At 65.9% G+C, this 12,561-nt stretch carries 14 protein-coding genes; 5 read left to right on the forward strand and 9 right to left on the reverse strand.

The features are described 5' to 3' along the window. The first annotated feature begins 26 nt into the window (after positions 1-26). Complete coding sequence (locus ON27_RS21445) at positions 27-698, forward strand: FadR/GntR family transcriptional regulator (protein ID WP_043730610.1); 672 nt, start codon at positions 27-29, stop codon at positions 696-698. A gap of 194 nt (positions 699-892) precedes the next feature. After that, complete coding sequence (locus ON27_RS21450; RefSeq protein ID WP_043730613.1) at positions 893-2,374, forward strand: MFS transporter; 1,482 nt, start codon at positions 893-895, stop codon at positions 2,372-2,374. A 365-nt stretch (positions 2,375-2,739) separates the two neighbouring features. Here the strand turns inward: ON27_RS21450 and ON27_RS21455 are convergent, their stop codons facing one another. From ON27_RS21455 to ON27_RS39990, 4 genes are read right to left on the reverse strand one after another with little or no spacing between them, the layout of a single operon-like run. Next, complete coding sequence (locus ON27_RS21455; RefSeq protein ID WP_043730617.1) at positions 2,740-3,513, reverse strand: ESX secretion-associated protein EspG; 774 nt, start codon at positions 3,511-3,513, stop codon at positions 2,740-2,742. Between the two features lie 11 nt (positions 3,514-3,524). Beyond that, a complete protein-coding gene (locus tag ON27_RS43035; RefSeq protein WP_051046853.1) occupies positions 3,525-4,883 on the reverse strand; it encodes a hypothetical protein in 1,359 nt (452 codons plus the stop codon). Continuing rightward, on the reverse strand, positions 4,883-5,266 hold the full coding sequence (locus tag ON27_RS43040) for a hypothetical protein (protein ID WP_157227270.1): 384 nt from the start codon (positions 5,264-5,266) through the stop codon (positions 4,883-4,885). Before ON27_RS43040 ends, ON27_RS43035 begins: the two co-directional genes overlap by 1 nt. 15 nt (positions 5,267-5,281) lie before the next feature. Further along, complete coding sequence (locus ON27_RS39990; RefSeq protein WP_051046854.1) at positions 5,282-5,797, reverse strand: DUF3558 domain-containing protein; 516 nt, start codon at positions 5,795-5,797, stop codon at positions 5,282-5,284. A gap of 240 nt (positions 5,798-6,037) precedes the next feature. Between ON27_RS39990 and ON27_RS21475 the strand changes: the two genes are divergently transcribed. After that, the gene (locus tag ON27_RS21475; protein ID WP_043730624.1) at positions 6,038-6,457 is read left to right on the forward strand and encodes a hypothetical protein; all 420 of its coding nucleotides are present in this window, start codon (positions 6,038-6,040) and stop codon (positions 6,455-6,457) included. A gap of 118 nt (positions 6,458-6,575) precedes the next feature. Here the strand turns inward: ON27_RS21475 and ON27_RS21480 are convergent, their stop codons facing one another. Beyond that, positions 6,576-6,791 carry a DUF397 domain-containing protein gene (locus ON27_RS21480; RefSeq protein ID WP_043730629.1) on the reverse strand — a complete coding sequence of 72 codons (216 nt, stop codon included), beginning with the start codon at positions 6,789-6,791 and terminating at the stop codon, positions 6,576-6,578. Beyond that, the gene (locus ON27_RS21485) at positions 6,788-7,663 is read right to left on the reverse strand and encodes a helix-turn-helix domain-containing protein (RefSeq protein ID WP_043730632.1); all 876 of its coding nucleotides are present in this window, start codon (positions 7,661-7,663) and stop codon (positions 6,788-6,790) included. Before ON27_RS21485 ends, ON27_RS21480 begins: the two co-directional genes overlap by 4 nt. Positions 7,664-7,942: 279 nt before the next feature. On the opposite strand from ON27_RS21485, the gene ON27_RS21490 reads away from it, so the two are divergent. Together ON27_RS21490 and ON27_RS39995 are read left to right on the forward strand one after the other, a co-directional pair. Further along, positions 7,943-8,260, forward strand: a complete 318-nt coding sequence (locus tag ON27_RS21490; RefSeq protein ID WP_157227271.1) for a hypothetical protein — start codon at positions 7,943-7,945, stop codon at positions 8,258-8,260. A gap of 157 nt (positions 8,261-8,417) precedes the next feature. Continuing rightward, positions 8,418-8,957 (forward strand): hypothetical protein, encoded by a 540-nt coding sequence (locus tag ON27_RS39995; protein ID WP_157227272.1) that lies wholly within the window; start codon positions 8,418-8,420, stop codon positions 8,955-8,957. A gap of 39 nt (positions 8,958-8,996) precedes the next feature. Here ON27_RS39995 and ON27_RS21500 read toward each other — a convergent pair whose 3' ends face one another. The 3 genes from ON27_RS21500 to ON27_RS21510 all read right to left on the reverse strand — a co-directional run. Beyond that, entirely contained in the window at positions 8,997-10,193 is a 1,197-nt protein-coding gene (locus ON27_RS21500; RefSeq protein ID WP_157227273.1) for a CHAP domain-containing protein, read from the reverse strand. A 129-nt stretch (positions 10,194-10,322) separates the two neighbouring features. Then, a complete protein-coding gene (locus ON27_RS21505; protein WP_043730672.1) occupies positions 10,323-11,174 on the reverse strand; it encodes a TIGR02569 family protein in 852 nt (283 codons plus the stop codon). A gap of 714 nt (positions 11,175-11,888) precedes the next feature. Beyond that, on the reverse strand, positions 11,889-12,561 hold a 673-nt coding region (locus ON27_RS21510; RefSeq protein ID WP_043730675.1), incomplete at its 5' end, for a rhodanese-like domain-containing protein.

Raw genomic sequence — 12,561 nt, forward strand, 5'->3', positions numbered from 1 at the left:
TTTGTGATGGGCGGTACTCTGTCGAGGTGCAACCCGTCCGGCGCACCAGCCTCATCGCCCAGGTCACCGAACAGCTGCGTGCCGAAATCCGTTCCGGCCGTTGGCCGATCGGCTCCCGCATCCCGACCGAGCCGGAGCTCACCGAGCTCACCGGCACCGGCCGCAACACGGTGCGCGAGGCCGTCCAGGCGCTCGTGCACGCGGGCATGCTGGAACGCCGCCAAGGTTCCGGAACCTATGTCATCGCGGCCTCCGACCTCGGCGGCACCCTGGGCAAATATTTCGCCGACGCCGAGGAGCGCGACGTCCTGGAATTGCGCCTCGCGCTGGACGTCACCGCCGCCGCCTTGGCCGCGCGCCGCCGCGACGACACCGACATCGCCGATCTGCTGCGCCTGCTGGCCGAACGCGACGAGAAATGGGACGAGGACCCGGTCGCCTCGATCGAAGTGGACGTCCAGTTGCACCGCGCGATCGTCGTCGCGAGCCACAACGCGGTCTACCTCGAGTTCTACGACTCACTGCTGCCCATCATCGAACAGGTCATTCGCGCGCGGACGGCGAAATCCGAAGACTCCTACCCCGAGGAACACGCGGCCTTGGTGAACGCGGTGATCGACGGCGATCCCGAACGGGCCGCCTCGGCCACGCGCTGCTTCCTCAACTCGCTCATCGCGGAATATCCGGACGCGCGATGAATCGCGACAGGTAACCAAGCGGTCACCATACGAACCCGCGCGATGTGAGTCGGAATTGCCGGGAACGTCATCGAGGGCCACCGGGACGCAACAAGCGGCTCATACCTTTGTCTCGACCGTAGCTAGGCACTCGACAGCCGCCGGCGGCACTGCGCCGCGATGAGGGCCGGTCGAGCCGAATCGAGAGGAAGCCGATGACCGCCGTAGCAGCCACCGGCCAGCAGTCGCAGACAACGACTTTCGAATACCAGAAACGTGGACGCTGGCTCGACCACTGGGATCCGGACAACCCGAAGTTCTGGGCGTCCGGCGGCGCGCGAACCGCGCGCAAGAATCTGATCTTCTCCGTGTTCGCCGAGAATCTCGGCTTCAGCGTCTGGGTCATCTGGGGCACCGTGGTGACCAGCATGGGCGCGGCGGGCTTCGGCTTCCTCGAAGGCCTGGGCAAGGGCAACCCCACCGCGGTGAGCAACGCGCTGCTGCTGACCTCCACCCCCACCCTGGTCGGCGCCGCCCTGCGCATTCCGTACACCTTCGCCATCCCACGGTTCGGCGGCCGGGCCTTCACCGTGTTCAGCGCGGCGATGCTGCTGATTCCGACGCTCGGCCTGGCCTATTTCGTCAACCAGCCGGGCACGCCGATGTGGGTGTTCCTGGTGCTGGCCGCACTCGCGGGCGTCGGCGGCGGCAACTTCTCCTCCTCGATGGCCAACATCAACTTCTTCTTCCCCGAGGGCAAGAAGGGCGCCGCGCTGGGCATCAACGCGGCCGGCGGCAACCTCGGCGTCGCCCAGACCCAGCTGATCCTGCCGCTGCTGATCACCTTCGGCACGCACCTCATGGCGAAGGACCCGGGCGGCTACCGCTTCGGCATCACGCTGTCGGTGCTGGTCTGGGTGCCGTTCATCCTGGTCGCCGCGTTCGGCGCGCTGCGGTACATGGACAGCATCAGCACCGCCAAGTCCGACGGAAAGTCCTACCGGCGCGCGCTGACCAACCGGCACACCTGGGTGATGGCGGTCCTCTACATCGGCACCTTCGGCTCGTTCATCGGTTTCTCCTTCGCCTTCCCGACGCTGATCAAGGCCAACTTCCCCGACCTGGCCAAGATCGGCTGGATCACCACGCTCGGTAACCTCGCGTTCCTCGGCGCCCTGGTCGGGTCGTTCAGCAGGCCGTTCGGCGGATGGGTGTCGGACAAGGTCGGCGGAGCGAAGATCACCCTGTACGTGTTCGGCGGCATGGCGATCGCGGTCGCGCTGATCATGGCCGGGCTGGAACTGAAGAGCTTCCCGCTGTACCTGGTCGCATTCCTGCTGCTGTTCGTGCTGACCGGCATCGGCAACGGCTCCACCTACCGGATGATCCCGACCATCTTCAGCGCGGAGTCCAAGAAGTACGCTTCCGAGCACGGTCTCGACCCGGCGGAAGCCGCCGCCTCGGCCAAGCGCCAGGCGGGCGCGGCGATCGGCGTCATCGGCGCGGTGGGCGCCTCCGGCGGCTGGCTGTTGCAGCAAGCGCTGCGGTTGTCGAACACGCACCTGCACAGCATGGCTCCCGCGTTCTGGGCCTACGCCGCGACCTTCCTGGTGATGGCCGCCGTCACCTGGTGGTTCTATCTGCGGTCCTCGTTCGCCATCCAGCGCGTTCCCTCGCTGGCGTACGCGAACGTCTGACCGCCACAGCGTGTCCCGCGGTCCGGACCCCGCGGGACACGGGCGCCGGCTGCGCCGTCCCCCTCCGGTGCAGCGGCCCACCGCTATCGAACGTCCGCCTGTCGCCCGGGTCGAAACCCCGGGTCCGGCAACGGGTCCCGGCCTGCACCGGGACGACGGGCGGGCGTTCGGTCGTGTAGAGCCGGGGAGCGTGAGCGTCCGCTGGGCATCTGGCACGGCTGGAGTGTCTGCGAGCATCGCGGGCCACGGAAAAGGGCTCCTATATCGCGCTGGACTTGCGGAACGCCTGAGCGAATGCGGTTGCGTCATCTCGAAGAAGCGGAACGCCTATCACGCCGACACTCTGGTCGGTGCCGTCACTCTGATCAGTACGGTAGGTGGACCCCGTCTCGCACTTCCTTGACCGTCCTGGCGATCATCTGTTGCAGAGTGGTGACGATCCGCTCGGCGGTGGTCGGTTTGATCGTCAGCACATCGGCGCCGAACGTGACGTAGCGACCATCGTCTTCGACGTCGTTGAGCTGGAAATCTTTGCGCCCGTGCGTATGCCGATTGTCGACGCTGCCCATCGCGTAGACGCCGACGTGACCGATCAAAGTCATCGCACGGGTGAAGAATCGTTCGAACTCTTCACGCGGAGTCGGCCGCCAAGCGTCGCGGACCGGGGGGCGCGGCCGCCGCAACTCCTCCGCAGACGCCTGCAATTGCTTCCCCTGCCCGGGGGCGCAGACGGGGAACACGTCGACCACAGCCCGGGCCACCTCACCGGCGGACAGCAAGGTCAGCACCACGTCACCGCCGCGTTCCGGGTCCGGCCCCGGTTCCTGCACCGCCACCGCACCGTGCTGGTCGTGCACTCCCGCATGCGCCCGCAACCTGCGGTTCCGGCTCGGTCCGGCGAAACCGGCCACTTCGACTCGGGCTTCCGGCGCCAGCAGCACTTCCACCGCGCGCAACAAATCGTCATCGATGCGCGGGCGCAGCGACCGAGCCGCCGTCTGCCGCAGCCGCAGACTCTCCGACCGGAATTCCGTCGTGTGCTGGTGCTGCAAGGGATACGGCAGCACGTCCCGGCCGGTGGACTCCCACAGTGTCCGGAATTCGAGCGCGGTGAGCCGCCAGTTCTGTACCTCGGGCATGGGTGACGTCCTTATCGCGGGTTGTCACCGATCACCGGCGGCACCGACCTGGGCAGGTCGTCGAGCCCGGTGAGTTCGTCGCCGTGCTCCTGCGTGATCAGGTAGTCGGGAATGCCCTTGGTGGATTCTTCCTCGGACTTGCCGCCGCGCGCACCAGGAGCCATTCCGCCCATGCCGCCCATGCCGGCGCGAGCGGGAGAAGCACCCGTTCGCGCCGCGGCGGCCGGGGCCACGCTGGGGTTGTTCGATGTAGCTCGCGGAGGCACCGAGACGCCCGGCGCACCGGGATTGGCAGGACTTCCGGGAGTGCCCGGCGTGCCGAGATGCGGACTTCCGGGAGTGCCCGGAGTAGTCGGCACTCCGCTCGGACCGGGCGTCGTGGGGGCGGGCGTGGTCGAAGCCGGTGTGGTCGAAGCGGGCGTAGTCGATTCCTGCGTCGTGGACGACGGTTCAGTACTGGTCGACTCCGGTGCTTCCGAGGTGGTATCCGAGGACTGAGTGCTCGATGGGGTTGTCGGATCGTCAGTGGTGTTCGTACTGGAAGGGTTCGAACTGGGTGACGAGGTTCCCGACGGGTTCCCGCTGCCGTAGTCCGTGCTCTTCGGAATGCTGCCGTCGTCGGCGCCCCCCGGATTCGCGGCGGGCGACGGACGCGGGATCACGGGCACGTTGGTATCGGACTCCATCACCACCGGGGCGTAGACGGTGCGCAGCACCCGCAACGCCTCCGCCTTCGCGTTGTACTCGGCGACGTCGTCGTTGCGCCATCCGCGCCCAGCCACCCAGGCCAGGGCATTGCCGACACCACTGCGATGTTCCGGCGCATGCGGGACCAACTGCTTGGTGGGCTCCAGCCCCGTCAACAATTCGGCCAACTTGCTGCTGGTCAGCCGGGCGGCGTTCGAGACCTGCGCACCTTGTGCGGCGTAATCACCGACCGCACTCGCCGCGGCATTGCGCGCCTCGCCTCGCCATACACCCTCGTCGGTCGCTCGCGCCATCGCCTGCGTGAAGGTATCCAACGAGGTTTGATGCCGGTCGGCGATGGTGTTCCACGCGGTCACAAGGTCGCCGACCGCCTTCAAGTCGATTTGATCGACCTTTTGACGCAACGTGGCGACATCGTGCCTCTCGAACTCATCCGCGTCGAGAACTTCCCTCGGCCGGAACTCGCCCTGGAAACCGACACCGGCTGCCCGGTTGCGCACGCCATCGCGCTGCTGGTTGTACTTGTCCTGCACTGCGGCGGGATCGACATCGGGCTGCAACTCCTCACCCGACACCCAGTTGGTGACATTGCGCAGCACAGTGGAACCCAACTGCCCGTAGTCGAGCTCGAAGGCTCTCAGACTGTCGAACGGGTTACCCATCAGCGCACCTGCTCGGTGGTGCTCGCGATCTGCGTGGCGTTCTCGATGTCCTGACCGGTGATGCGCTTGAAGGAGATCGCCATGACCTCGCGCATGTTCTTCACAGTCTCGATGTGTTCGTTGATTACCTGGTCGATCGAATGAGGCTCCCCCGTTGATTGCTTCAGAAACTTCTTCGTCAGGTCATCAGCCATATCGAAGTCTCCGAAGCCCGACACATTTTGAGTAGCACGCGCCAGGCGCACGAATTCCTGCAGATCACTGATGCGCTGGTCACACGCTTTAGCGCAGTAGTAAGCAGCGTTCTCGTCATCGAGGTACAGTTCTCCCCCTCGCGCTTGGTCAGCAAGCCGACTCCACAGCGCAGCATTGCCCTCGGCCATACGATCCCTCCCTGATCAACGCGGTAGTACAGGCACAATTCGCTCGCCGACTCGATAGAGGACCGTGCACGGGTCTTCGAGACCTTCCATGCCAGCCCGGTTCAGGATGCTCAATTGCAGGACACCCTGTGACGCGGGGAAAAGGACGTCACATCCGAGATTCTTCGACGCACCCTCGACCTTGAATTGCCGACCTTGACGACTTGCGACCGTAACGTCCTTGAACTCGACGTTTCCGGGCTTGCGCTCGAACTCCGCCACAGTTCGACCGGTCGAGTACACCGTGATGAAGTACCGGGGCCCATCCCAAGCGCAAATTTCCCAGCCGGATTGGTGCACCCCCGCGATACCCGCCTCTCCGCTGGCCGGGTCCACTCCAGACGCCCGCAACACATCATCCGGAATCCCCGTGCACGGGTTGAACAAAGCTTGTGCGGCGGTCGTGCCGGTACTCGTCGTAGGCGATCCGTTCGTGGTGTCCCCGCACCCGACGACTCCGGTCGCCAACGCGCCGACGAGCAGTGTCAGCATGATTCGACGACTCATCCCCACCCTCTCGACCCTGTGACGACGACTCAGGTGCGCCAACCGTAGCAGAAGAGCTGGCGGTATCCCTCTGGCGACGGGCGGGCCGCGGTCTGACCGTAGGACGGCTCTTGCGTTGCGCTGTCACGGGTTTGGGGTCGTGTCTAGGGTGGCAGTGCGGTAACGAACTGAACGAGAGCCAGGACATACGACTGAGTTCGTCGGATGATCGAAGGAGCTGTAACCATGAAGTTCGGCAAGATCGCGGCCGGTGCGGCGCTCGCCGCCGCCGCCATCTCTGTTGCTCCCGCCGTCGCCTCTGCCGAGGACCCGGAGTTTCCACGCAACGGCGTGATCCCAGCCGGGACCTATCACATCGGCCGTGGTCCCTCCAATATCGTCGGGTCGCCGATCGAGAACTGCGACCTGCAGGTCTTTCCGGATGGCCGGTCGGTGACGCTGGTCTGCGGCACCTCGAGCCGGGGCGGGCATCAGAGACCGGTCGGCCCGGACGAAACATACGTGACGTTCGACTACATACCCTTCGGGCTTGACCTGCGTGACATCGACCCTCGACAGGGAATCTGGACCGGAACGGTGAATATCGCAGGGACCCCGATCATCGCACCGTACCCGCTGGCATCGGTCTGGCTCAGCCGCCGGTGAACCGGCCGCGCCCGGAACAGGGCGATCGAGCATGACGCCTGTCAGTGTCGAGACGACGGCGGTCCGGCCTCGGCTTCAATGCCGGAGTCCGGGCCGTCGTCGCTCTACTTTCGCGGTCTCACAGATCAGACGACCGTGTGAACGCGCCATCTATGACACACGCCGTGAAGGCATCCCACTCACCCGGTGTGAATATCAACGCCGGGCCGGTCGGGTTCTTCGAATCACGGACGCCGACCTGGTCCGCATCGAGCCATGCGACTTCCACACATGATTCGCCGTCGCTGCTGTACCGCGACTTGAACCAGTGAACGCCGAACTTCTCTACGGTCACTGCTGGTACCTCCACGCTAGGTTCCTCAGCAGATCTCGTGATGCTTGTTCTCCGAGTGCGCCGCGCCGCAGGTCTTCGTAGAAGTCTTGATACCGCTGCACATCAGCGGGTTCCTCGAAAATCATCGTTCCTATCGCTCCTTCGGTATAAACAACAGCTGGCTCGTCACGCGGGAAGTCGAGGATGATATAGGGCGGTATCGCCAAACCGGCGGGAAATCCCGCGCTGAACGGGACGATTCGAATCGACACGTTGTCGCGCGTCCCTATGTCGGCCAGATGGCGGAGCTGGCAGGACATGTCGCGGTCAGATCCGACAACAGTGCGCAACACCGTCTCGTGCAGTAGAAATTCGGCGGGCAACGGCTTGTGTCGGCGCGTCAAGATCGTCTGTCTTCTCATTCGCAGTGCGACACGCTGCTCCACTTCTTCAGGCGTGTTCGGCGGGGGTGCCGCCGTGACCACTCCCGCGTAGTCCGCAGTTTGCAGCAGCCCTGGTACTACCAGTGACTGGTAGACGTGGAGGCCAGTAGCAACGGCCTCCAGTTGCAGATACGTGTTGAACCCAGGTCGTACCAGGTCCCGAAAGTCCTCCCACCAAGGTTTCACGCGCGTCTGCTCGGCGAGGGATTTCAGATACTCGGTCCGTTCTTTCGGTAGCCCGTAGTACTCGCAGATGAACTCGACATCCCGAACCTTGACCTTCTCGTTCTGCCCGAGTTCCAGCCGCCCCAGTGTGGACCGGCTGATCTCCAGTACTTCGGCTACCTGCTCGAGCGTGTAGCCGCTGGCCTGGCGCGCGTCGCGCAGTGCGCGGCCCAGCTGGCGACGCGGCAGCGTCGTCCGGCTGATGTCCGACCTGGTACCCACCATTCCGCTGTGTCCTCCCCTGCTTTCCCACGGTGTGACCTGCTTTTTTCCCACGGCGAGAATCGACGTGCGCCCAACTCGGGAAGCGTTCGGCGCGGACGCGCCGGTTGCTCCGCCCCGGCCGTTTCGAGCCTCCCGTCGTGGGCACGCTGCGCAGCATATGCGCATGGCCGAAGAAGACGGAACAGAAATCAGGACCAACTCCGCAGTGACGCAAAGACATGCGCGCGGGCGTGGTCGGGCGTCGGCGCGGTCGACGGAACCGCCGCGAGGGTGAAGCGGTTGCATCGAACCACGCTCGGAGCCGTACAGACCGGCTGGTGGGTAGTGGGAAATCGGATCGAGATCGTCTACATGCGCGACGCCGCCGACCCCACGCCTGCCTACCGGCTGCGCAACAACGGCGACACCGTGCCGATTCCTCTGGGGCAGAACGGGTTCGTCGCTTTCGACGAGCGCGCGTTTCCGGATCTGGCGCAGGTTCGCGAATGGTACCCACGCCACTTCCGGCTGTGGGATGCGGTGCGCACCCAGTTCTGGGAGGTGTTACTGCCCGCGAGCGGGGCACGCACCACCCCGCCTCGATCACCGCACATATGAATTCACTCGACCGCATTCACGGCATCAACAGGACCCACGACCGAAGAGGGAAATGTCGAAGCGACGCAATCGACCGCGACACGAGTCGCGGCAGCAGACCAACTCCACCATTCGATACCCGCGGCGCGCGACCATCGACGCGCTACTCACGGCAATGATGACCGAACGCCGCGCAGATGCCGCCGATGCCGACACCATCCACTTCTGGGGATTCGCCCGCACCGAGAACTTCTCCGCGCAGGACGCGGCCCACACCTCGATCGTTCTCGATCCCCACGCTGAACGCTCCCCCGTCCTGGATTCGGCCGAATGGCTGATCCGGAGGTTCGCGGGCCGCATGTGGGGGTTCGGGCTGGCCTACCTGACGGTGGGCGAGATGTTCACCGGCGCCGAGGGCGTCCCCCCGGACGCGATACAGGCCGCGGCGGCGGGCCGCATGAGCGAACGCGCCACCGCCGACACCATGTGCGCGGCAACGATCTTCGACGCCCGAGCACGCGGCTACACCGCGCTGACGTACCTCCACCTGCCCGAACTCGGGGCGACGCCCACTTGGGTGAAGGACACCCGACGATCCGTCGACGCCTGGATCACCCTCTTCGACCAGCGTGCCGTCGCAGCGCATGTGTGGGCGGCGGCGATAACGCTGGATCCACACGCCAACCACACCGCCATAGCTCGACTACGGTCGCACTGATGCCTCCGGTCCGGATGGCCCGATGCCGCGGGAGAACCGTCAGACCCTCGCGGTGTCGTTGGACGGCGGCCTGACCACACCGACCAGCGATCTCGCGTTTCCGTCATACGTGTTGGATTGCAACCGATCGCTGGAATTGCCTTCGATGGTGGTGATCTTGCCGGTGTTGGGGTCCACGGACTTCACGATTCCCACATGGTCGGGAGTTCCGTCACCCTCCCAGTCGAAAATGATCATGTCCCCTGCCTTGGCACTCGCGATATTCCCAGCCAGCCCCATGTGCTTGGCGTCGTTCCAGATGGAGGGCACGTAGTTCGGGTTGGTCCAGTCGACGTTGTAACCGGCCTGCTCCCACGTCCAAGTGGTGAAAGCCGCGCACCACGCGTCGTTGATGTTGTAGGGAGCCTTGTACCACTTGTCGTCCGGGCCAAGGAACATCGGGACATTGTTGCCGCCCTTTTCGGTGACGCCGAGCGCCAGTTGTTCCTCCGCCTTCGTGAGGATGTCCGCCCGGGTTCCGGTACCGCGGGTCCAACTGGCGTTGCTCGCGGTCGGCGTCCACGGAGCCAGAGAGCCGGCATCGGGCGCATTGCCATAGGGGTTGCGCGGCAGATCCGGCATCATCTCGTAGATATTGCCCGCGTTCCTTCGCATGCCGCTGTCCGCGTCCTCGATCGTGCTGTGCACACGGTCCACGCCTTCCAGGATCAGCTGCAACAACCGGTTCTCTTCGGCGGGGGTCAAGTGCAGGTTGCCGTCGGGCAGCCGGGTCAGCTGATGTTCCCCGGGTTCGCGACTCAGCTCGGTTGCGAGCCCGGCCGCGATCCCTTTGACATCCTGGAACGCCTTGTTCGAGGTGTCGAAGCTCGCGATGGCGCGTTCGTTCACACCCTTGTTCTGCGATCGCAGTTGCGACGCCTTGTCCAGGATCGCACCGCGCTTGTCGTCGTATTTTCCGGTCAGCACCGACGATCCCGGCGCGAGTGTCTGGGCACCGTCTTTGGTGAGCTCACGGCCGTCCGCGCTCAGCAGTTTCTGTCCTCCCAGCCAAGCGATCATGTCCGGCTGTCCGCCGTCCCAACCGGACGCGAACAGCAGCACCGCATTCTGCATGTACGCGTTGGCGGCGTCCACGACCGCATTGAGACCGGCGCTGGCATATTTCGGATGCGGAAGGTCTTCGAGATCTAGATCCGCGCGGGTTGTCATGCCTGCCCTCCACCCGGCGCGGTCCACACGGCCGACATCCGCGGGACAACGAACAACATCCGTAACCTCTCTCGGCGAGAGTCCACTGGCGCATGCGGCACACATGCACTACCGCGAGTATCGGGCATTCCCGACATTGGCAACTCGCGCGCAGACTCAAAGGGTCAGGCGCACCATGTCCGCCGTGCGCGCCAGGCCGGGGAACGCCTGAGGGGTGGACCTCGGGTGCAGCGCGTGCACGGCGAGCCGGAACATGACCGCGCGCAACAACATCTGCGGCCACTCGGGCAGGTCGGCCCAGCGTTCGAGCAACCCGTCGTCCGCGCCGCCCCAGGCCAGCGCGTCCACCACGATCACGCCCGCCGCCCATGGCGCGGGCCGCCAGTACGGGGTGATGTCGGTGAGACCGGGGATCTGCCCGCCCGCGAACAAGACGGTGCCGAACAGGTCGCCGTGCACCAGCTGCGGCGGTGTCTGCACGGGTTTGCGGAGGGTGGCCAGCTGACCGATCAGTTCCAAGCTGCGCCGCCCGTCCGGAGAGGTCGACAGAGCCGCGCCGCCCGCGCGCAGACTGCGCAGCGGCACCGGCTCCCAGGCGGCGCGATCGGCGGCGACGAACACATCGACGTCCACCCACGGCACCACCGGCGGCTGCGCGAGAAAACGCGGCCGCTCCAGATTCGCCGTCGCCTGATGCAGGCGCAGCGAAACCGAGACCACCTCGTCGTGCCGCGGTTCGGGAGCGCCCTCCAAGTAGGTGTCGGCACGCCAGCCGGACACCACGTAGCGGCCGTCGGTCGCCCGCACCGGCCGGGCCAGCCGCAGACCGTCCACCTGCAACGCCTCCCGGGTCTTCGCCGACCACGCGGCGCGCGCGTGATCGGAGACCGGGCTGAGCACCACGTCACCGAAGCGCCAGCCACCTTCCCAGTCGCCGAGCGAAACCGGAGTCACTTCGCGCAGACCGAACGTGGCACGCACGTGCTCGGGAGGTTCTACAGAAGTCACGGCCGTACCGTACGCTGCGCGCATTTTGGCGCACCTGCGGCGCGCCGTGTTCGCGGCGGTGTTGGATTGGCCGCGACTGCGTCGCGGCGTGTTCACGGCCCCCTTGTGGCTCGCGTCCGAGCGGCCGCCGCTGGCGACTTCGTCGCGGACGCGGCGGCCGCTCGGACGCGAGCCGGGCCGCGAACGGGCAATGCACTGTCTCGCTTCGCTCGAAAGACGTGGTTGCGGTGCGCTGGGCACGTAGGTGCGGAACTTGCTACTCGGGTGCACGCCGTACCGCCGCCGCACCATCTGACAGCGCCTCCGGGTTGCGGATCACAGCCTCTCAGGACTCGCCTCCCAACGACCGCCCCGGCGGCTTCGTCGCGGACGCGGCGGCCGCTCGGACGCGAGCCGGGCCGCGAAGGGCGCATGCTCGGTCTCGCTTCGCTCGAAAGACGTGGTTGGGCGTGTGTGGACACGTCCGAAGCTCGGCAGTCCGCGTCAGCACCCCACGCTTGCCTGCGGACCACCGTCATCGATCACGCCACCCAGCACGATCGGGGGAGTCAGCTGCGTTCGATTACATCCATACCGGGCATAAGCACCGATCGAGGATCCGACGGACAAACCCTCGATCCGCCGGGCTCAGCCGTCTGCCGAAACCGCGACGTGCGACTTCACGGCGCTATCGCACCGCCGACGCCCGGCGCGGCGTCGGCGGCCTTCACGGGCTCAGTACACCGGCAGTGACTTGTCCACCTGGTTGGCCCAGGCGATCACGCCGCCTTGCAGGTGGGTGGCGTCGGAGAAACCGGCGCGTTTGAGCGCGGCCAGGGCCTCGGCCGAACGCACGCCGGTCTTGCAGTGCAGCACGATCGGGCGGTTCTGCGGCAGCTCGGCCAGCGCCTCGCCGGACAGGATGCGGTCCTTCGGAATCAACTTGGCGCCCGCGATGTGCACGATGTCCCACTCGACCGGCTCGCGCACATCGATCAACTCGATTTCCTTGCCCGAACTCAGCAGCTCCTCGAGCTCGCGCGCGGTGATGGTCGACCCGGCCGCGGCCGCCTGACCTTCGTCGGACACCACGCCGCAGAACGCCTCGTAGTCGATCAGCTCGGTGATCGGCTGACGCTCCGGATCGCGGCGCAGCTTGATGGTCCGGTAGTTCATGTCCAGTGCGTCGTACACCATCAGCCGGCCCAGCAGCGGCTCGCCGATGCCGGTGATCAGCTTGATCGCCTCGGTCACCATCACCGATCCGATCGACGCGCACAGCACGCCCAGCACGCCGCCCTCGGCGCAAGACGGGACCATGCCGGGCGGCGGGGCCTCCGGGTACAGGTCGCGGTAGTTGATGCCGCGCCCGTCCGGCGCGTCCTCCCAGAACACCGAGACCTGGCCC

It is taken from the genome of Nocardia asiatica NBRC 100129, assembly GCF_000308415.1.
In the GTDB taxonomy this organism is placed as follows: Bacteria; Actinomycetota; Actinomycetes; order Mycobacteriales; family Mycobacteriaceae; genus Nocardia; species Nocardia asiatica.

Excerpts from the sequence above, each read along its gene's own strand:
- ON27_RS43035 (WP_051046853.1), bottom strand. The coding sequence starts at position 4,883 with ATGGGTAACCCGTTCGACAGTCTGAGAGCCTTCGAGCTCGACTACGGG.
- ON27_RS21450 (WP_043730613.1), top strand. The coding sequence starts at position 893 with ATGACCGCCGTAGCAGCCACCGGCCAGCAGTCGCAGACAACGACTTTC.
- ON27_RS21455 (WP_043730617.1), bottom strand. The coding sequence starts at position 3,513 with ATGCCCGAGGTACAGAACTGGCGGCTCACCGCGCTCGAATTCCGGACA.
- ON27_RS21485 (WP_043730632.1), bottom strand. The coding sequence starts at position 7,663 with ATGGTGGGTACCAGGTCGGACATCAGCCGGACGACGCTGCCGCGTCGC.
- ON27_RS21475 (WP_043730624.1), top strand. The coding sequence starts at position 6,038 with ATGAAGTTCGGCAAGATCGCGGCCGGTGCGGCGCTCGCCGCCGCCGCC.
- ON27_RS39995 (WP_157227272.1), top strand. The coding sequence starts at position 8,418 with ATGACCGAACGCCGCGCAGATGCCGCCGATGCCGACACCATCCACTTC.
- ON27_RS43040 (WP_157227270.1), bottom strand. The coding sequence starts at position 5,266 with ATGGCCGAGGGCAATGCTGCGCTGTGGAGTCGGCTTGCTGACCAAGCG.
- ON27_RS39990 (WP_051046854.1), bottom strand. The coding sequence starts at position 5,797 with ATGCTGACACTGCTCGTCGGCGCGTTGGCGACCGGAGTCGTCGGGTGC.